At 45.3% G+C, this 20,426-nt stretch carries 16 protein-coding genes and 1 other annotated feature; of the genes, 2 read left to right on the top strand and 14 right to left on the bottom strand.

Annotation, left to right across the window (positions count from 1 at the left end; translation table 11 throughout):
• Window positions 1-104: 104 nt before the first annotated feature.
• From rpoC to DWW70_RS05170, 7 genes are all read right to left on the bottom strand, one after another.
• Window positions 105-3,827, bottom strand: coding sequence for a DNA-directed RNA polymerase subunit beta' (gene rpoC / locus DWW70_RS05140; protein WP_015534192.1), 3,723 nt, complete (start codon window positions 3,825-3,827; stop codon window positions 105-107).
• 17 nt (window positions 3,828-3,844) lie between these two features.
• Window positions 3,845-7,747 (bottom strand): DNA-directed RNA polymerase subunit beta, encoded by a 3,903-nt coding sequence (gene rpoB, locus DWW70_RS05145; protein WP_118649372.1) that lies wholly within the window; start codon window positions 7,745-7,747, stop codon window positions 3,845-3,847.
• A gap of 287 nt (window positions 7,748-8,034) precedes the next feature.
• A complete protein-coding gene (gene rplL / locus DWW70_RS05150; RefSeq protein ID WP_015534196.1) occupies window positions 8,035-8,403 on the bottom strand; it encodes a 50S ribosomal protein L7/L12 in 369 nt (122 codons plus the stop codon).
• Window positions 8,404-8,569: 166 nt separating this feature from the next.
• Window positions 8,570-9,058: a 50S ribosomal protein L10 gene (rplJ, locus tag DWW70_RS05155; RefSeq protein ID WP_015534197.1), complete on the bottom strand. Its 489-nt coding sequence runs from the start codon at window positions 9,056-9,058 to the stop codon at window positions 8,570-8,572.
• Window positions 9,059-9,094: 36 nt separating this feature from the next.
• Window positions 9,095-9,232 (bottom strand) — a sequence feature (ribosomal protein L10 leader region).
• A gap of 80 nt (window positions 9,233-9,312) precedes the next feature.
• A complete protein-coding gene (locus tag DWW70_RS05160) occupies window positions 9,313-9,846 on the bottom strand; it encodes an N-acetylmuramoyl-L-alanine amidase family protein (RefSeq protein WP_015534198.1) in 534 nt (177 codons plus the stop codon).
• 82 nt (window positions 9,847-9,928) lie between these two features.
• On the bottom strand, window positions 9,929-10,894 hold the full coding sequence (locus tag DWW70_RS05165; RefSeq protein WP_022216759.1) for a glycoside hydrolase family 25 protein: 966 nt from the start codon (window positions 10,892-10,894) through the stop codon (window positions 9,929-9,931).
• A gap of 55 nt (window positions 10,895-10,949) precedes the next feature.
• Window positions 10,950-12,698: an alpha/beta hydrolase fold domain-containing protein gene (locus tag DWW70_RS05170; protein WP_022216758.1), complete on the bottom strand. Its 1,749-nt coding sequence runs from the start codon at window positions 12,696-12,698 to the stop codon at window positions 10,950-10,952.
• A gap of 163 nt (window positions 12,699-12,861) precedes the next feature.
• On the opposite strand from DWW70_RS05170, the gene panD reads away from it, so the two are divergent.
• A complete protein-coding gene (gene panD, locus DWW70_RS05175; RefSeq protein ID WP_015534201.1) occupies window positions 12,862-13,248 on the top strand; it encodes an aspartate 1-decarboxylase in 387 nt (128 codons plus the stop codon).
• Between the two features lie 78 nt (window positions 13,249-13,326).
• Here the strand turns inward: panD and DWW70_RS05180 are convergent, their stop codons facing one another.
• The 6 genes from DWW70_RS05180 to DWW70_RS05205 all read right to left on the bottom strand — a co-directional run bounded on the left by DWW70_RS05180 (window position 13,327) and on the right by DWW70_RS05205 (window position 17,684).
• A complete protein-coding gene (locus tag DWW70_RS05180; RefSeq protein ID WP_022216757.1) occupies window positions 13,327-14,073 on the bottom strand; it encodes an HAD family hydrolase in 747 nt (248 codons plus the stop codon).
• Between the two features lie 28 nt (window positions 14,074-14,101).
• The gene (locus DWW70_RS05185; RefSeq protein ID WP_117550523.1) at window positions 14,102-14,638 is read right to left on the bottom strand and encodes a TIGR01440 family protein; all 537 of its coding nucleotides are present in this window, start codon (window positions 14,636-14,638) and stop codon (window positions 14,102-14,104) included.
• Window positions 14,639-14,927: 289 nt separating this feature from the next.
• A complete protein-coding gene (locus DWW70_RS05190) occupies window positions 14,928-15,458 on the bottom strand; it encodes a GNAT family N-acetyltransferase (protein ID WP_118649373.1) in 531 nt (176 codons plus the stop codon).
• A gap of 43 nt (window positions 15,459-15,501) precedes the next feature.
• Window positions 15,502-16,437, bottom strand: coding sequence for a DUF4097 family beta strand repeat-containing protein (locus DWW70_RS05195; protein WP_158576512.1), 936 nt, complete (start codon window positions 16,435-16,437; stop codon window positions 15,502-15,504).
• Window positions 16,438-16,569: 132 nt separating this feature from the next.
• Window positions 16,570-17,088, bottom strand: coding sequence for a fibronectin type III domain-containing protein (locus tag DWW70_RS05200; RefSeq protein WP_118649375.1), 519 nt, complete (start codon window positions 17,086-17,088; stop codon window positions 16,570-16,572).
• A gap of 119 nt (window positions 17,089-17,207) precedes the next feature.
• Window positions 17,208-17,684, bottom strand: a complete 477-nt coding sequence (locus DWW70_RS05205) for a methylglyoxal synthase (RefSeq protein WP_055147786.1) — start codon at window positions 17,682-17,684, stop codon at window positions 17,208-17,210.
• Window positions 17,685-17,971: 287 nt separating this feature from the next.
• On the opposite strand from DWW70_RS05205, the gene DWW70_RS05210 reads away from it, so the two are divergent.
• On the top strand, window positions 17,972-19,444 hold the full coding sequence (locus tag DWW70_RS05210) for a DUF1846 domain-containing protein (RefSeq protein WP_118649376.1): 1,473 nt from the start codon (window positions 17,972-17,974) through the stop codon (window positions 19,442-19,444).
• 147 nt (window positions 19,445-19,591) lie between these two features.
• Here DWW70_RS05210 and DWW70_RS05215 read toward each other — a convergent pair whose 3' ends face one another.
• Window positions 19,592-20,263, bottom strand: coding sequence for a YoaK family protein (locus DWW70_RS05215; RefSeq protein ID WP_055224431.1), 672 nt, complete (start codon window positions 20,261-20,263; stop codon window positions 19,592-19,594).
• Window positions 20,264-20,426: the final 163 nt, after the last annotated feature.

Genomic DNA, 20,426 nt, shown 5'->3' on the forward strand with positions numbered 1-20,426 from the left:
ATACCTTTATGAGAAATTGACATATCCCGGATTCCCCTTATATCCTTCATGTCGAGCAACTTCGCAGCCACTACTTTTTTATATACATCCAAGCAAATGAGTGATTACTCTTCGTCAGCATCTCCGGCTGTATCAAGGGTCTCAAATACGATCTCCTCTGAATTTACATTCTCTAACTCTTCGTAATCATCTGTATCCTCATCTTCATCAAAGAAGTTAAGCTCTTCCATATCAGTGTCAAGCTTTACTGAACGATATCTCTTCATTCCTGTACCAGCAGGTATAAGCTTTCCGATGATAACGTTTTCCTTAAGTCCGATAAGTGGATCAACCTTACTCTTGATCGCAGCATCTGTAAGAACCTTTGTTGTCTCCTGGAATGATGCAGCCGACATAAATGAATCAGTTGCAAGTGATGCCTTTGTTATACCAAGCATTATCTGTGTTCCAGTTGCAGGCTCCTTGCCCTCTGCGATAAGCTTCTCATTTGTATCTTCAAACTCAAGCAGATCTGCCTGTGTTCCTGGAAGATAATCTGAATCTCCCGGCTCATCAATTATGATCTTCTTAAGCATCTGTCTTACGATGATCTCAATGTGCTTATCATTGATATCAACACCCTGAAGTCTGTAAACCTTCTGAACCTCACGGAGCATGTAATCCTGAACTGCACGAACACCCTTTATCTTAAGGATATCATGTGGATTAACTGATCCCTCTGTAAGCTCATCACCAGCCTCAAGTACCTGGTCATCAAGAACTCTGATACGTGAACCATAAGGAATAAGATATGCCTTTGACTCACCTGTCTCATCGTTTGTTATGACAACCTCTCTCTTCTTCTTGTTGTCACGGAGCTGTACCTTTCCGCCAAACTCTGCAATGATCGCAAGTCCCTTTGGCTTTCTGGCCTCGAAAAGCTCCTCAACTCTTGGAAGACCCTGTGTGATATCGCCACCGGCAACACCACCTGTATGGAATGTTCTCATTGTAAGCTGTGTACCAGGCTCACCGATTGACTGTGCAGCGATAATTCCAACTGACTCACCAACCTGTACAGGCATTCCTGTTGCCATGTTCGCACCGTAGCACTTTGCGCACACACCGAGGTGTGACTTACATGTGAGGACTGTTCTGATCTTAAGCTTTGCATCTGATCTTACAACTTCGTTTCCATCGTCATCCTTAACGGTGAATGGAACGCCGTTGGCATCGACACCCTTCTTAACAATGAGCTCAGCTCTCTTAGGAGTTACCATATGATTTATCTTGACAAGCATGTTGCCCTCTGCATCATATACAGACTCTGCAAGGTAACGTCCTGTGATTCTCTCCTGAAACTCCTCGATCATTTCCTTGCCCTCTCTGAAGGCCTCAATGACCATACCCGGAATTGAATCTCTTCCTATACTACAATCAGGCTCTCTGATTATAAGATCCTGTGATACATCTACAAGTCGTCTTGTCAGGTATCCTGAATCGGCTGTACGAAGAGCTGTATCTGACAGACCCTTACGAGCACCATGCGCCGAAATGAAATACTCCAGAACGTCAAGTCCCTCTCGGAAGTTAGACTTGATTGGGAGCTCAATGGTCTTACCTGTTGTATCTGCCATCAGTCCTCGCATACCTGCAAGCTGCTTGATCTGCTGATTAGAACCACGGGCTCCAGAATCAGCCATCATGAATATATTGTTATATTTATCAAGGCCTGCGAACAGGAGATCCTGCAGATGTTTATCTGCCTTCTCCCAGATCTTAACTACTGCCTGATATCTCTCCTCGTCTGAAACAAGACCACGTCTGAACTTCTTGGTGATTTGGTCAACGAGCTTCTGTGCATCCTCAAGGATATCCTTCTTCTCATCAGGCACCTTCATATCTGAAATAGATACTGATATAGCACTTCTTGTTGAATACTTATATCCTATTGCCTTGACATCATCAAGAACCTCTGCAGTCTTTGTTGCACCGTGTGTATTGATACACTTGTCAAGGATTGGCTTGAGCTGCTTCTTTCCTACATGGAAATCTATCTCAAGCTTCAGAGCGTTCTCACGAACAGTTCTGTCTACATATCCGAGATCCTGTGGAATGATCTCATTGAAGAGGAGCTTTCCAAGTGTTGTATCGATAACACCTGTAACTTCCTCGCCCTCGAACTCACCGGTTCTTCTTACATGGATCTTGGTGTGAAGTGTAATTCCACCATTCTCATATGCAAGTATTGCCTCATTCTTGGACTTAAAATATCTTCCCTCTCCGATCTCGCCTTCCTTTTCCATTGTCAGATAGTAGATACCAAGTACCATATCCTGTGAAGGAACGGCAACAGGCGCACCATCTGATGGCTTCAGCAGGTTGTTAGGTGAAAGCAGAAGGAATCTACACTCAGCCTGTGCCTCTACTGTAAGTGGAAGATGGACAGCCATCTGGTCTCCATCGAAATCGGCATTGAAGGCTGTACATACGAGTGGGTGAAGCTTTATAGCCTTACCGCCTACAAGCACTGGCTCAAATGCCTGGATTCCAAGTCTGTGAAGTGTAGGGGCACGGTTAAGCATAACCGGATGCTCCTTGATGACATCCTCAAGAATGTCCCAAACCTGTGGCTCAAGCTTCTCTACCATCTTCTTTGCCTGCTTGATATTGTTTGCCTTACCTGTAGCTGTAAGCTCCTTCATAACAAATGGCTTGAACAGCTCGATAGCCATCTCCTTAGGGAGACCGCACTGGTAAATCTTAAGCTCTGGTCCAACTACGATAACTGAACGTCCTGAGTAGTCAACTCGCTTACCAAGAAGGTTCTGACGGAAACGTCCCTGCTTACCTTTCAGCATCTCTGAAAGTGACTTCAGTGCTCTGTTACCAGGGCCTGTTACCGCACGTCCACGTCTACCGTTATCTATAAGTGCATCAACTGCCTCCTGAAGCATTCTCTTCTCATTTCTCACGATGATCTCAGGAGCACCGAGATCAAGGAGTCTGCGGAGACGATTATTTCTGTTGATGATTCTTCTGTACAGATCGTTGAGGTCTGATGTTGCAAATCTTCCACCTTCAAGCTGTACCATAGGTCTGATATCTGGTGGGATAACAGGTATTACATTCATGATCATCCACTCAGGTCTGTTCTCTGATGTTCTGAATGCCTCCATTACCTCAAGTCTCTTGATGATCCTTGTACGCTTCTGGCCGCTGCATGTCTCAAGCTCTTTCTTAAGCTCTGCGCTCTCGGCATCAAGGTCTATTGCCTTGAGAAGCTTCTGTATAGCCTCTGCGCCCATCTCTGCAACGAATGAACCGTAACCATACTCCTTCTCTGCCTCTCTGAACTCCTGCTCGTTGAGGATCTGCTTGTAAGCAAGCGGAGTATCCTTTGGATCTGTTACTATATATGATGAGAAGTACAGTACCTTCTCAAGCACTCTTGGTGATATATCAAGGATCAGTCCCATACGGCTAGGGATTCCCTTGAAGTACCATATATGTGATACGGGAGCAGCGAGCTCAATATGTCCCATACGCTCTCTACGAACGTTGGACTTTGTTACCTCAACTCCACACTTATCACACACGATTCCCTTGAATCTGATCTTCTTGTACTTACCACAATTACACTCCCAGTCCTTCTGTGGTCCAAATATTCTCTCACAGAACAGACCGTCCTTCTCAGGCTTAAGTGTTCTATAGTTGATAGTCTCAGGGCGCTTTACCTCACCATGTGACCATTCTCTTATCTTTTCAGGAGATGCAAGTCCGATTTTTATTGCGTCAAAGTTCAATGACTTTTCCTGTTCTGCATTGTCTACATTGTATTCTGGCATCTTACAAAGCTCCTTTCTTATTCTTCCTCATTATTATCCATATAATCTGAATCGCCGAGGTCTTCCATATCACTTATATCGCCGTTCTCATCAACCTCTGAGAATCCGCTTGCCTGAAGCTCATCTGCGTCATCGCCTCTGAACACCTCAGGTGCATCGCTCTCATCCATATCATCGTCTCTGTCTGATGATCTGTCGCTGAGAAGTCTCTTGATACTTGTGTTGTAATCATAAGCTTCCATGGTCTCGCTGAGATCAACTTCAACCATCTTCTTGTTGCCTTCCTCGTCCTCTTCCTCTCTTACGACTCTTACATCAAGTCCGAGAGCCTGGAACTCCTTGAGAAGTACCTTGAATGACTCAGGCACACCAGGTGCTGGTATATTGTCGCCCTTGATAATAGCCTCATATGTCTTAACACGTCCTACAACATCATCAGACTTAACTGTCAGAATCTCCTGCAGTGTGTATGAAGCACCATAAGCCTCAAGAGCCCAAACCTCCATCTCTCCGAAACGCTGTCCACCAAACTGAGCTTTACCACCCAGTGGCTGCTGTGTTACCAGTGAGTACGGACCGGTTGAACGAGCATGGATCTTATCATCAACCAGATGGTGCAGCTTGAGGTAATGCATGTAACCGATAGTTACAGGGGCATCAAAGTTCTCACCTGTTCTACCATCACGGAGCTGAACCTTACCTGTTCTGTTGATAGGCACGCCCTTCCACTCTGCTCTGTGGTCTCTGTTCGTGTAGAGGTAATCCATAACCTCAGGCTTTACTGTATCCTTGTACTTAGCCTCGAAGTCTTCCCATGTACCATTTGCATAGTCATTGGCCATCTCCAGTGTATCCATGATGTCAAACTCTGTAGCACCATTGAATACAGGAGTGGATACCTTGAATCCAAGAACCTGTGAAGCAAGTCCGAGATGGATCTCGAGAACCTGTCCGATGTTCATTCGTGAAGGAACGCCCAGTGGGTTAAGCACGATATCAAGAGGACGTCCGTTTGGAAGGAATGGCATATCCTCAACAGGGAGCACTCGTGAAACTACACCCTTGTTACCATGACGACCAGCCATCTTATCTCCGACCTGGATCTTTCTCTTCTGTGCTATATATACTCTGACCTTCTTGTCTACGCCTGCCGGAAGATCGTCTCCATCAGCACGTGTAAATACCTTTGCATCTATAACAATACCGAATGCTCCGTGTGGAACCTTCAGTGATGTATCTCTTACCTCTCTTGCCTTCTCACCGAAGATGGCACGAAGAAGTCTCTCCTCTGCTGTCAGCTCAGTCTCTCCCTTTGGAGTAACCTTTCCAACGAGGATATCACCGGCACGAACCTCTGCGCCGATTCTGATGATACCATTCTCATCAAGATCCTTGAGGACATCATTTGACAGACCTGCAAGATCTCTTGTGATCTCCTCCTTACCAAGCTTGGTATCACGAGCCTCACACTCGTATTTCTCTATATGAATTGATGTGTATACATCATCCTGTACAAGTCTCTCGCTGAGAAGAACCGCATCCTCGTAGTTGTAACCTTCCCATGTCATGAAACCGATCAGTGGGTTCTTACCAAGTGCGATCTCTCCGCCAGATGTTGAAGGGCCATCTGCGATAACCTCTCCAGCCTTTACGTGGTCACCCTTGAACACGATAGGTCTCTGGTTCATACAGTTACCCTGGTTGCTTCGTGCAAACTTGATGATGTGATATACATCCTTTGTTCCATCCTCATCTGCTCTTACACAGACCTCTGTGCTGTTTGAATATTCTACAACACCATCTCTCTTGGCAACGACGCAGACACCTGAATCTACAGCAGCCTTTGCCTCCATACCTGTTCCAACCACTGCTGACTCTGTCATCATAAGAGGAACCGCCTGACGCTGCATGTTTGATCCCATGAGGGCACGGTTAGCATCATCGTTCTGAAGGAATGGAATCATCGATGTAGCAACTGAGAATACCATCTTAGGTGATACATCCATGAGATCAACCTTTGACTTAGGGAACTCGGTTGTATCAGCTCTGAATCTTCCTGATACATTGTTCTTGACAAAGTGTCCATTCTCATCTATAGGCTCATTAGCCTGTACTACTCTGTATCTGTCCTCCTCGTCTGCTGTAAGGTAAACAACCTCATCTGTAACAACAGGGTTAGAAGGATCTGTCTTATCAAGCTTTCTATATGGAGCCTCAACGAAACCATACTCGTTGATACGCGCATATGTAGCCAGTGAGTTGATAAGTCCGATGTTAGGACCCTCAGGGGTCTCGATAGGACACATTCTACCGTAATGTGTATAGTGTACATCTCGGACCTCGAATCCGGCTCTGTCTCGTGAAAGTCCACCAGGACCAAGGGCTGAAAGTCTTCTCTTATGAGTCAGCTCTGACAGAGGGTTATTCTGATCCATAAACTGTGACAACTGTGAACTTCCGAAGAACTCCTTAACAGCAGCCGTTACAGGCTTGATATTGATGAGGGACTGAGGTGTGATAGACTCAGCATCCTGTGTTGTCATTCTCTCTCTTACAACTCTCTCAAGTCTTGAAAGACCGATTCTATACTGGTTCTGAAGAAGCTCTCCAACCGCTCTGATACGTCTGTTGCCCAGATGGTCGATGTCATCGTCATTACCAATGCCATACTCGAGGTGAATGTTGTAATTTATGGAAGCAAATATGTCTTCCTTTGTAATATGCTTTGGTACGAGGTCTGACATGTCTCTCTCTATGGCAGCCTTGAGCTTCTCTGTATCATCGCCATACTCCTCGAGGAGTCCCTCGAGAACCGGATAATATACTCTCTCCACAATGCCAAGCTCAGCAGGATCAAAATCCACATAGTTGGCAATATTGACCATCATATTAGAAAGAACCTTAACGTTTCTCTCCTCTGTCTGGATCATAACATAAGGAACTGCTGCATCCTGAATTGTGTCTGCAAGCTCCTCTGATACTGTTGTTCCAGCTTCAGCGATAACCTCTCCTGTGCTAGGATCGATAGCATCCTCAGCAAGGACATGTCCTGCTATACGAGCCTTGAGAGCAAGCTTCTTGTTGAACTTGTAACGTCCAACCTTTGCAAGATCGTATCTTCTCGCATCAAAGAACATAGCATTAATAAGGCTCTCTGCATTCTCAACTACTGAAGGCTCGTCTGGTCTGATCTTCTTGTAAAGCTCTACCACGCCCTCTGCATATGACTTTGCAGGATCCTTGTTAAGACTCTCCATGATCTTTGGCTCCTCGCCAAATAAATCTACGATCTCCTGATCTGTTCCAAGACCAAGTGCACGGATAAGAACAGTCACAGGTACCTTTCTGGTTCTATCCACACGAACATAGAATACATCGTTGGAATCTGTCTCATACTCCAGCCATGCACCTCTGTTAGGAATTACTGTACATGCATACAGCTTCTTACCAACCTTATCATGTGTTATATCATAGTAAATACCAGGTGAACGCACTAACTGGCTTACTATAACTCGCTCTGCACCATTGATAACGAATGTTCCTGTCTCTGTCATAAGAGGAAGATCACCCATGAATATCTCATGATCTGACATCTCCTTAGCATCTCCGACTCTGAGTCTGACCTTGACTCTGAGAGGCGCCGCATATGTTGCATCTCTCTCCTTGCATTCCTCGATACTGTACTTCAAGTCATCTTTACAGAACTGAAAATCTACGAACTCAAGACTATACTGTCCAGAGTAATCAGTGATAGGAGAAATATCCCTGAATGCTTCCTTCAGACCGTCAGTTAAGAACCAGTTGTATGAATTCTTCTGAACCTCTATGAAGTTAGGCATCTCCAGGACGTCCTTCTGCTTAGCGTAGCTCATTCTGTAGCCTTTTCCAGACTTGACAGGACTAATTCTGTTCTTTTCCATCGACACATTCACCCCTTGGAATTTATTTTTATGCTTTTTAAGACAAACCTTAGTTTAAATAAGTGTTTTAAAGCCATTTATCACCATATTATGATGTGTATGCACACGAAGCCATAATAGTGACAGTTTACTATCCTAACAGCAAATGCAATATTTGTCAACTATATTTTGGAAATTTTTTAGATTTTTTTATTAATTGAGAAAAGATGTATAGAAAAACCGGCCCGGCGGGATGAGATCCATCTCCGCCAGGCCGAATAAAGTCTGATAATAAAATAAGGATCAAATTACTTTAATGTAACCTTAGCGCCCTCAGCCTCGAGCTTTGTCTTAGCTTCCTCAGCCTCTTCCTTAGTAGCGTCCTCCTTGATTACCTTTGGAGCACCATCTACAGCGTCCTTAGCTTCCTTAAGACCTAAGCCTGTAAGCTCACGAACAACCTTGATAACCTTAACCTTGTTAGGACCAACCTCTGTAAGCTCTACGTTGAATGAATCCTTCTCCTCGGCTGCTGCTGCACCGTCTGCACCTGCTGCTGCAACTACAACACCTGCTGCTGCTGATACGCCGAACTCCTCTTCACAAGCCTTAACTAAGTCGTTTAACTCTAATACTGATAAACCTTTGATTACTTCAATAATTTCCTGAGTTGTCATTATGTTTTTCCTCCATATAATATAATTTGTTATTTTGTAATGCATCCACACATCATTCTCGTATCATGCGGATACCCTTTGTCCATGATATAGACAGTTGAATATCTGACAGCATATGATCCCGGCAGTGCCGATATATACATCAGATGTTCTATCAGGCTTAATATTAAGCCTCCTTCTGCTCTGCGATCTGCTTGATAACACGAGCGAAGTTTGCGATAGGTGACTGGATACTTCCAAGGAACTTGGAAATAAGCGCGTCTCTTGAAGGGATCTTTGCAATAACCTGGATTCCTTCTGCATCGTAGAATGTACCTTCTACAACGCCGCCCTTAAGCTCAAGAGCTGGGGCATTCTTTGCGAAGTCTGCAAGAACTCTTGCAGCCGCTGTAGCGTCATCCTTGCAGATTGCAAGACCAGTTGGTCCCTCTAAACAACCCTTAAGGCCTTCGAACTCTGTTCCCTCGATAGCGAAGTTAACCATTGTGTTCTTGTATACCTTGTATACAACACCAGCTTCTCTTAAATTCTTACGGAGCTGTGTATCCTGCTCAACTGTAAGACCACGATAGTCTACAACTACTGCAGTAGCAGCGCCTTCAAGATTTGCCTTGATCTCTTCTACTATTGGCTTCTTTAACTCTACCTTTGCCATAATGCGCCTCCTTATTTTACTAATGACTGCACATTCCAAGATATAAAAAAACTCTCAAAGCCCTAAGACCTGAGAGTAGATTGTTAATTCAATAACGATATCTTTCCTCGGTAGGTGATATAACATCTTACGCCCTGGGGCACCTACTGTCTTCGGCAGTTCATCGTTGTTCAATGTAACACACCGCAAATACAATGTCAATAATTATTTTAATTTTTTTGCACAGCCTGCTGCAGATCCGTTTATTGCCAGACTCACGCGCCGATCGTCTCGTCCACAGCATTTGCTATTGCGTCTGCTATGGCTTCAAAATTGTAATCATACAGGTAATTGTCGTAATCATTGTTGATAAAGCCTGTTTCTATGAGCACTGCGGGCATTTCAGTCCGGCGCAGCACCGCCAGCCCCGGCCTCTCCTCAACATTTATATTTCGAAAGCCCAGCTTTTCAAGCTCGCTGTTGATCTCCTGTGCAAGATTGTATTTCACTCCGCTTTTATCGTAGACAAGGGTCTGCACTCCGCTGTACTTGTTGGCCTCCGGTGCAGAGTTGCGGTGAAGCGATATAAAATAATCTGCTCCGCTCTCATTTCCCTTCTGTGCTTTGCGGACCGGAGAATCGTATACATCCTCCGTTCTGGTGTATACCACATCATATCCCCTGCGGGTGAGTTCATCCCCAAGTGCCAGCGCCAGGTTCAGGTTATCGTTTTTCTCAAGCCTGCCCTCATACGATGCACCGTTGTCATATCCGCCGTGCCCGGCATCTATCATAATTTTTGTTGCCATATAAAACATCCAGCCCCGGTTGTTTATTCCATTTATAATATGTAACAACCGGGGCTGTGATAACACGTTTATTCAAGGTTTATTATTTGAACCAGAGATCCAGATCCACGTCTCCGGATATACCGTCAACGGTTCCGGACTCGGTGTACTGCCATCCTGTATATTTGTATGGGAAATTAGGAACATTTGCATAGTGTGCAAGCCACAGCTCGTAATCCCCGAGTCTGTCCATGTCAAGGCACTGTGCGAACATATTCCTGCTGGCATATATCATTGGCGTGTAGCCTGCCGCCTTTATCGTCTCACAGAAGCCGACTATGCCATCCGTTCTCTCATCATTCGATGCGTTGTCGCCTCTCGCCTCACTGTCGCCGATAAGCTCCGAGTCGATAACTATAGGATACTTGACGTTCATCTTGCCTATCTGTTTGAGGACAAAATTCGCTTCCTCTACACCCTCGTCATATGTTATCGCCTGGGTGAAGAAGTAAAGCCCTGTCGGTATTTTGTATTTGATGACGGCCGCCTTGCTGTCCTCAAAGCTTGAATCCAGCATCAGTCCGCCCTGCGTGTAGCCTCTGTAACCCACTCTGAGCATAACAAAATCTATGTCTTTGTTCTTCGCCAGAGTCTCCCAGTCTATGTCTGACTGGAATGTTGACAGATCCACACCCACCAGTGTGTCCTTTATATTGTCATCGCTGTAATGCATATATCCATCGTCGCCCGTGTAGAACTTCTCAACATCGAGATTGTTTCTCTCCACCTTGTCGCTGATCTTGTACAGCAGCGCATCAGGGCCGAGTTCTCCGACATTGATGTACGCTGTCGGTATATAGTTCCAGTAATTGTCATATATAAGACTGGTTATCTCCGTATCCTCGAGCGTATATCCCGATTCATAGGAAAGCCCCGGAGATGCCTTGGAGTTGGTAAATCCTCCCGCTCTTCCTATAAATATTCCTATAACAATTCCAGCAATAAGACATACCGATCCAACCAGTATGCACCAGTTTCTGGTAAATTTCTTTATCTGTTGTGTGTCCATATCTCTACCTGTCTCTTCCTTCTTAGCTTAGTCCGCCTTAGTCCGCATACACTGATTACATATTATCAAGGAAATGTTCCGTGCCAAGCCGCAAATGTATGACCTTGTCATACTTCTTCTTTATGGCATGTCTGAACCTTCTCGCCTCACTGTGTGAGAACATTCTCTCAAGATCCGCTTCTCTGAGTATCGGTTCATCACAGAGTATCTTGTACTTGATGTTCCAGTCATACATAAGACTTGTGCAGTTATCTATGCTCACCCGCAGCATCGTTCCTTTGTTTTTACCCATGAACACGCTTCTGTTCCATCTGTGTTTTGCAACCGAATTCTTGGCATCAAATACAACCTCAGCCCCCGGATACTTCTTCCATATCGCATCCAGGAACAACTTCAGCTTGTCCTTGTCAAAATATCTCATCATATCGTATACAACAAACAGGATCGCCACATTCTGAGGCTTCTGCACTTCATCAAGCCATTCGTAATCAAATATTGAACTTCCTATGTTGACCTCTCTGTCCCGGATCTCCATGTATTTTCTTCTTATATCTATGCGCTCCGGGAGATCAACATTGTACCACTTTATACGGCCGTTATCCACACGGGAAAACATGGTATCCAGTTCGCATCCGACATTGACGATAATTCCGTCCGCATATCTGTTTATGAAGTTTCGGACCCTCTCGTCCACAGCGACCAGCCTCTCCATCATGACTGTCCTGTCGTAAAATGTGTATCTGGCATTCCTCTTCTTATGCTCGATGCCCAATTTGTCCGTGAGCTTTATGGCCTCGTTGTCCTCATATAACTTTGGATAACGCTCCGCCATCATCGCCCTGCACCAGATGTCATTCTCTATGTCAGCAGGTACAAAATCCGAATCTCCCTTGATGCAGCCGGCGATCTTCTTCATGATGGTCTTGCACTCCGGTATGAGGGGATGCTCGAGGTAATCGTGTGTCACCGCATAATACTGATAGTAATGCACCTTCATATTCGTCCTGCTCGCGTTATCATACAGCCTTCTGGCATAGCAGTTGAGCATGTCGTCATTTGTCGTGAATATATCCATCTCATCGCATATATCCGTTATGTCGTAATACACGGGACTTGTCATATCCGTCCTGCCTGCCGCATCCTTCACCCAGTAAGCAGAGAGGAAATGCTTTATCCCCGGCGTGTAGTAATATCTGTACATAAAACGGCTCTTGTCACTCATCTTCTGTTCAAGCTCCGTGTCCTCAAATTCCGTGTCAAGAACCGGGGAGCACAGTATGAGCTTGTCCGGTCTTCTCCTGCCCTTCTTCCACAACTGTATGGCAAGCGATAACGCCAGACAGCCTCCGGATGAATGTCCGAGAAGCACCAGACGCTGGACATCCTCCGAGTCACACAGCTTGTCATACGCACCCGTAAGCATATCCAGTGCCTCTGTCACCGAATGCTCCGGCGCAAGCGGGTATATCGGAACCACCGCCCCATAGCCGGTTCTCTCCACCGTGTCGAACACAAACTTCCATTCATTGTGTGTTATCCTCGACACAAATCCTCCACCGTGTATATACATGAAGAACTCCGTCGCCCTGCCGTCTTTAGGCATCACATAAAAGCACAGTCCGCCCTTCTCAAACACCGATCTGACCTTAAACTTATCTTCATTATAAGAAGGCGGATTATAATCCTCTTTTTTGTGAAGCTTAACCGCTGTTTTATATATGTCAGAGGCTTTCATATGCCTGTCATCAAGCATGACGTGCCCCATCTTTTCTATTGCAATAGTTAAGTAATTCTGACTCTCCATTGTCCACCTTTCCAAATGTCCGGTCTACAACTCTCTTTCAGTTATTTTTGCACATGTCAATAATATAATCAAGAAATGATTTTATTTACTGTTGCAATATTGTCAATTTATGATATTATAATTGCGGTAAACAGGATGCATACAGCATAGAAAGGCAAATCTTATGAATATTACGATGTTAAAGAGTAAGATACACCGCGCAGTTGTAACTCAGGCTGAGCTCAATTACGTCGGCAGTATAACTGTAGATTCTGAGCTTTTAAAGGCCGCCGGAATCCTTGAGTATGAATTAGTACAGATTGTTGACATAGAAAATGGTAATCGTTTCGAGACATACACCATAGCTGGAGAGCCGGGATCAGGAGTTATGTGCCTCAACGGTGCTGCTGCCCGTCAGGTCCAGGTCGGAGATCACATAATTCTCATGTGCTACGCATCAATGACACCTGAGGAGGCAAAGGAGCACACGCCTAAGGTCGTATTTGTTAATGATGACAACTCCATCTCACGTATTACCGATTATGAGAAGCACGGAGAGCTTTTCAGCTAGATCATATATAGAATAAAAAGAACTATTCGTTTTAACTAAAGACGAATAGTTCTTTTTTATATTCGGATATGACCGGTCTTATCTGTCGGCATCCTCAAGGATAAGTCTGCACATCTCCGGCACATTTACCTCATCCATAATTATGTCTGCTTTTATGTCTCTGTCGGCATCATCCACCGGGGATATATTGGAGTGTACATAACAGGTGTGGAGTCCGACCTGCTTCGCCGCCAGCACATCACATACCGCGTCATTTCCCACCATTATGGATCTGTTCGGATTGATATGATTTCTGTCCAGGAGCTGCTGATAGAACGCTGCATCCGGCTTCATTGCACCGAAATCCGAAGAGAGCGATATATCTGTAAAATATCCCTCTATGCCAAGTGACTGAACCTCAGGGAAGGTGAAAACTCTCTGTGCATTTGACAGGATGTATAATTTCTTTCCGGCCTGCTTGAGCTGTTCGAGCATATCCGTCACGCCGTCATACAGTCTTATATATCCTGTAGACGCCTTGCGGAACTCCTGAGCCGCAGCCACTGTCAGCTCTGCACAATCGGACGGTGTCTGATCTTTTTTCAACGTGAGCTGCTCAAATACCTCAAGTATCTGTATCTCAGGGAATTTGAACCTCTTCTTTGCCATGGCCTGTTCTGCGCGTCTGATCTGTCTCTTGTACCTTGATCTGAGTCCTGCCGGATTGTATTTCACTCCGTGCTGCGCATAGAACTCACACATATGTTTCCACACAGCGATGTCCTCCTCATCAGTGTGAATGTCTATCAATGTTCCATATAAGTCAAATATAATATTGTCGTACACGTCATACCTCCGGGTAATTCTTTATTTTTTAGCGATAGCAGGCTCTCGCACCGCCAATGTATTTTGCACGGGTTCTCGCCATAACCACATGTGCACTTCCGACCATGCTGTGCTCAGATCTGACCGGAACGGCCACCGGCGCAAGATGCATGCCTATGAGAGTATCTCCTATATCAATGCCTGCCTGTGCCTGTATAGCCTCGATAGCCACTGGCTCCTTCATATCTGCGTATGCCGCTGTGGCAAATGAACCGCCCGCCTTGAGCTGTGGCACAACATTGACTATCGGTATCCTGTTCGCCTTTGCATATTCCTTCTCAACTATTATTGCCCTGTTCAGATGTTCACAGCACTGCGCCGCCATGTAGACACCTGTGTCTTTGAGTTCATCGAGTATTGCTCCCGCTATACATTTGCCGATCTCCTCACTGGAGAATGAGCCTATCCTCATATTTGCAACTTCGCTGGACGAGCAGCCGACCACCAGTGCATCGCCGGGTTCAAGTCCCGCAACTGCAAGAAGATCCTTCACAGCGCCGCGGACCTCATCTTCGATCTCCTTCAAATGGTCAAAGGCTTCTGTTGAAACGCCCTGTCCCGCAGGTCTGAGTCCTTCCTCAATGCTCGTAGGTTCAGCTTTCTCCGGCTCAGAAATATCCTGAACCTCCTCATATTCATCCTTATCTATGGACACCGGCACACCGGTCTTGCCGAGCACAGTCACGCCGCCGTACCATGTGCTGTCCACCTTGAGCACATCGCCCACTTCATATTCCATTGAGTATTCATCTTTCTTTTTTATTATCTTCACCATCTTTGCCATGTCACAGATCTCCTTTCCTGTACATTTGCATTTACATGCGCTTTATTATCTTATATAGAAGAGAGCCATACATGACTCTCATAACCTTTTCGTATTCGTCCCGTGTCACGTACTCCCCGTAGGTCATCATCTCATATGTAACACCGGCTTCTCTGACCTGGTAATCCAGGCAGGACAGGCCATTGCGCTCGTAGAACGCCTTTCTCCGACACCTCTGGTCGTAATTCGGCGCATTCTCATCAAGGGGCTCGATATTCAGAAACAGCTTCTGATCCGGATACTCTGCTCTCACCCTTTTTAATATTGCAGAGCCGTATCCACCATCTCTTGCCGATTCATCTATCGCAAGGAACATGAGCGTTTTCACCCTGTCATCACCTATCACATATGTCAGTCCGACAAACCTGCCCGAGTCCACAACCGCACGAAACCTCGCCTTTCCCTGTCTGCATCTTCTGGTGAGCATCCACATAGGAGGTCTTTCTTCCCTTGGGAACGCAGTCACGAACAGGTGCTTTACCTGTTTTCTATAATCATCAATATCAACAAATTTTAATTCCATATTATAACCTTCTAAGCTCAGTCGTTCTATCTGTAAACATATTTTATCTGTCAACATATTTTATCTGGACATCTCCCGATGTGGTATCGACAATGCACTTGTTTTCATTTTCCATATGAGACTCAGGTATGTCCACCTCTCCGCTCTTGCTGTTCACAAGGAAACGTTTCTCCGACAAGAATGATATATCCACGTTACCACTCTCCGTCGCAAACCAGAGCATATGTCCATCGCACGCATCTACATTTATATCTCCTGAAGATGTCATGAACTGTCCAACCTTTGCCGCCTTTATATTATACCCCTCAAGCAAACCCTTGCCCGCGGATATTATGACATTGTCGCCGTGGACGTTCATTATCGAAAAGTCGCCGCTGCTGCCATTCACCTTCACACTGTCCGCATCCACAGAAGCCATGGTGACCTCACCGGAATCTGTGACGACATTTACATTTTCTGCGGTTATATTGGACAGATACGCTCCGCCATTCACCTCAGTTACTTCAAATGTCCCACAGGATATCTGCACACTGGACACCAGAGTTCCCGTCTTCGAGGTCATGGATATATCTCCATACTCTCCCTCCGGTATACTCACCACGACATAAGGATCGTCTCCAAAGCCCATGTCTGAACCAAATGTCCTGTTGTCGGCACAGGTCATGACCAGCGCATCATCCTGCACCGTCACGGAATGTATGACGTCGGGCGAATCGAAATATGTGACGTGACATTTGTCATCATCGGATTCCACCAGTTTCACATCCATGTCGTCTGCCACCTGTATGTTAATGTCCCGGAACTTCTCAGTTATGGTCATCTCTTTTTCTGTGTAAGAGCTTTTCGCTTTTGCCTTTTTTTCTTCTTTCATCGTCATACGCGCCTGTCTTCCAAGCCCGGCGGATATGATCACCGCAGTCAGCATGACTCCGACCACCAGAACAACTATGGCCCGCATGATCCATTTTGCAACTTTCAAATGCATTTACCTCAATACAAATATGTTTTACATCCAACCCATTATATATACAAAACGGATGTATTGCAAATCCTGCAATACATCCGCGTGTTGTAACTCTATAATTCTATATATCCAGTGCCATGTGGTTCATTATTTCTTAACCACAGTATTTTTTGCAGCACTCCATGTTGAATAATATGTCACCTTGCCGACTGTCTTATAACATCTGACGCTGACATAATATCTCTTGTTTTTAACCAGCTTTGTCACGTTTGCAGATACCTTTGCCGCACCCTTCACCTTGATGGTCTTTGCTCCTGTCATGTTGCTCTTGAGTGAGTATCTGATCTCATAACCTGTAGCCTTGGCATTCTTGCCATATGTAATCTTCAATGTCTTTGAAACGCTGTTTGCAAGTTTTGTCACTGCCACTATCCTGTATGTATACTTTGTTCCATTTGTATTGTTTGTATAGGTCACAGTGTAATTTGATGCTGCAATCACCTTGCCCGCTGAATCCTTGACTGTGACTGCAGGTTTCTTTGCCTTCGTGTCGTATGTGTAGGATGTTGCTGCCAGAGTCACGCTCTTGATCTTGGCGATCTTCTCCTCTGTGAGCTCATAATGCGCATCATCACCTGTGCCAACCTTCTTTGAAATGATCTTCACACCGTCAGTCGTTGTAGTTGCCGCCTTGATCTGAGGCTTACATAATAGAAAAAATCCACAGGTCGGCTGACATTTGCCAGATATCCTGTGGATCCTTAGACTTCATTATCACTATACAATTATTTCCCCAGCGTGTTCGCCCTGTTGTCGATATTCTTCTGGAAGTTGATGACCTTATGGTCGTATGGCTCATCCATCAGCTTGGACTGGATCATAAAGTCCGCTGTGGCTTTGTTGTTCGCCATCGGTATGTCGTACACCTGAGCGATACGGAGCAGAGCCTTCACATCCGGATCGTGTGGAGCTGCGGTCAGGGGATCCGAGAAGAAAACCACGAAATCTATCCTTCCCTCAACAATCTTCGCACCTATCTGCTGGTCTCCTCCAAGCGGACCGCTGTTGTAGCCCTTCACCTGAAGATTTGTCCTGTCTGTTATCATGCGGGCTGTAGTTCCCGTTCCACACAGCTCATGCTGGCTCAGTATGTTCCTGTTGTCCTCGCACCATCTGATGAGCTCTTCCTTCTTCGCATCATGGGCTATAAGAGCTATCCTTTTCTGCTTTGGTATGGTCATTGTGATGTAATCTGCACTCATGTCTGTACCTCCTGTTCCTGCTATTTGCGAGCATTACTCCCATACCCTTACTCTACCCAATCCATCCATCATTTTCAATATAAAACACTATAATACAGAAAAAATTTACTGCATTATTACATTTGCAATTTTGCCGAACTTTCCTCTGTTTTTTCTCCCATCTGTGTGGTATTCTCTTATAGGACGCTTTATAAATTTAAGTATTCTTACTTATTACATTATTTCATAAAGAGATACACAGACAAAACCATATGTCTGTTCAATTATAGTTTAAGGAGATTCACAAGATGAGAAAAATTGGCTTTGACAATGACAAATATCTGTCCATGCAGTCTGAGCATATCAGAGAGAGGATCGGACAGTTCGGAGACAAGCTGTATCTGGAATTTGGTGGAAAGTTATTCGACGACTATCACGCATCCAGAGTCCTTCCAGGATTCGCTCCGGACAGTAAGCTTCAGATGCTTCTCCAGCTTGCAGACCAGGCTGAGATGATCATATCTATAAATGCTGCCGACATAGAGCGCAACAAGATCAGACACGATCTCGGCATCACTTACGATCAGGATGTCATCAGACTTATAGGCGTATACAAAGAAAAGGGACTGTATGTGAGCAGTGTGGTAATCACCAGATACGCTGGACAGTCTTCTGCGGATGTTTTCCAGAAGAAGCTTGAAGCAATAGGGATCAAGGTTTACCACCACTATTCAATCGATGGATATCCAAACAACGTAGAAAAGATCGTCAGCGATGAGGGATACGGCAAGAACGAGTATGTTGAGACTACCAGACCTCTCGTCATCGTCACAGCACCTGGCCCTGGAAGCGGCAAGATGGCTACATGCCTCTCCCAGCTCTACCATGAGAATAAGCGCGGTGTGAAGGCTGGCTATGCAAAGTTTGAGACATTCCCTATCTGGAATATTCCTCTCAAGCACCCTGTAAACCTGGCATACGAGGCTGCAACTGCCGACCTCAACGATGTGAATATGATTGATCCGTTCCATCTGGAAGCATACGGTGAGACCACAGTCAACTACAACCGTGATATAGAGATCTACCCTGTCCTTGCGGCTATGTTCGAGGGAATCTACGGACACTGCCCATACAAGTCACCTACAGACATGGGTGTCAACATGGCAGGAAACTGCATCGTTGACGACGAGGCTTGTCAGGAGGCTTCAAAGCAGGAGATCATCAGAAGATATTATCAGTCCGTGAACAGATTTGTCAGAGACGAGGCTACAAAGGATGAGGTCTACAAGCAAGAACTCATCATGAAGCAGGCAAAGATCACCGTGGATGACCGCGCCGTTGTCCCTGTTGCTAACAAGCTTGCCGAGGAGACCGGTTCTGCTGCCGCTGCACTTGAGCTGCCAGACGGAACCATCGTCACAGGTTCTACCTCAGACCTTCTCGGGCCTTCATCAGCAGTCCTCCTGAATGCCATCAAGATACTTGGCGGCATCGACAAGAAGACACACCTGATCTCAAGAACATTTATCGAGCCTATACAGAAGCTCAAGACTCAGTACCTTGGCAGCAAGAATCCAAGACTCCACACAGACGAGGTTCTCATCGCCCTGTCCATGTGTGCAGTATCAGATCCAAATGCCAAGCTTGCTCTGCAGCAGCTTCCAAAGCTTGCCGGATGCCAGCTTCACACATCTGCCATACTGTCGGCGGTTGATATGAACACATTCAAGAAGCTTGGAATCGAGTTCACGAACGAAGCGGTGTATGAGGACAGGATGTAAGCGCATAATATTTTCGAATTTTTATGAAAAAACGGCAGAAAGATACAAAATAATTTAAAATTGTATCTTTCTGCCGCTTTTTTGCTGTTTAGCGATAATTTTGTGATATTTTGAACATCCAGCTACTCTTCAGATAAAAACAGTGCGTTATCTCTTCTCCTTATACATCATGAGATGTGCCACCATAAGAAGTGCACTGGATATCCAGATCGACTTGAACCCCAGATGCAGCGTGCACACGCCGCCAGCTCCGGCGCCAAGTGCGAATATGATGATGATTCCATAATAGTGCATGGCCTTTCTGAGTGCCCCAGGCTCTTTGTCCCTGAGGTATACCGACAGACTCTCCGTTCCGCTTCGGAGATTTCCTATACACATCGTGCTGGCATAGCCGTAGCCATTTACTTTTCTGAAAGTCTGAACCTGCATGGAGCAGGCAAATGACACAAGCATCGTGGCGAGCAGATTGAACCTCACCGGTATGAATCCAACCGCAAACAATATCACGATCTCCACCAGCACAACTATCTGTCTCCAATGTATGCGGGATGCATTCTTGTATCTATGGCTTATCCTCTCCGCCACCAGCACGCCAAGTGCAAATGCGATCAACGGAAAAAGGTATCTCAATGCAATCTTAAAATCTCCCATCATAAGATGCTGGCTCATGAGAACCACATTTCCTGTCTGGGCGTTGGAGAACACCTCATCTCTGGCATTGTATGTATATGCATCCTGAAATCCCCCCGAAAGCGCAAGTATCGCACTGAGCAGGAATGTTTCGGATGTCTGTCTGAGTTCTCTGTTCTTTCTTAGCATACGCATCGTCTCTTTTCTATCTATATTTAATATTTGCAGTCTGTCTCATGCAGTAGGTAGTTCCCTGATACAAACTGCAATCCAATTAAACAAGATAACACAAATTCTTTATTTTACAATATGTATTCTTTTATAAACATTCTGTTAAATATCCTTGGCTGTT

The organism is Coprococcus sp. AF16-5, assembly GCF_003479365.1.
Lineage (GTDB): Bacteria > Bacillota > Clostridia > Lachnospirales > Lachnospiraceae > Coprococcus > Coprococcus aceti.

Coding starts and splice junctions, on each gene's coding strand:
- DWW70_RS05170 (WP_022216758.1), bottom strand. CDS start 12,698: ATGGAGAGTCAGAATTACTTAACTATTGCAATAGAAAAGATGGGGCAC.
- rplJ (WP_015534197.1), bottom strand. CDS start 9,058: ATGGCAAAGGTAGAGTTAAAGAAGCCAATAGTAGAAGAGATCAAGGCA.
- DWW70_RS05160 (WP_015534198.1), bottom strand. CDS start 9,846: ATGGCAACAAAAATTATGATAGATGCCGGGCACGGCGGATATGACAAC.
- DWW70_RS05215 (WP_055224431.1), bottom strand. CDS start 20,263: ATGCTAAGAAAGAACAGAGAACTCAGACAGACATCCGAAACATTCCTG.
- rpoC (WP_015534192.1), bottom strand. CDS start 3,827: ATGCCAGAATACAATGTAGACAATGCAGAACAGGAAAAGTCATTGAAC.
- rpoB (WP_118649372.1), bottom strand. CDS start 7,747: ATGGAAAAGAACAGAATTAGTCCTGTCAAGTCTGGAAAAGGCTACAGA.
- DWW70_RS05190 (WP_118649373.1), bottom strand. CDS start 15,458: ATGGAATTAAAATTTGTTGATATTGATGATTATAGAAAACAGGTAAAG.
- DWW70_RS05205 (WP_055147786.1), bottom strand. CDS start 17,684: ATGAGTGCAGATTACATCACAATGACCATACCAAAGCAGAAAAGGATA.
- panD (WP_015534201.1), top strand. CDS start 12,862: ATGAATATTACGATGTTAAAGAGTAAGATACACCGCGCAGTTGTAACT.
- DWW70_RS05210 (WP_118649376.1), top strand. CDS start 17,972: ATGAGAAAAATTGGCTTTGACAATGACAAATATCTGTCCATGCAGTCT.
- DWW70_RS05165 (WP_022216759.1), bottom strand. CDS start 10,894: ATGGACACACAACAGATAAAGAAATTTACCAGAAACTGGTGCATACTG.
- rplL (WP_015534196.1), bottom strand. CDS start 8,403: ATGACAACTCAGGAAATTATTGAAGTAATCAAAGGTTTATCAGTATTA.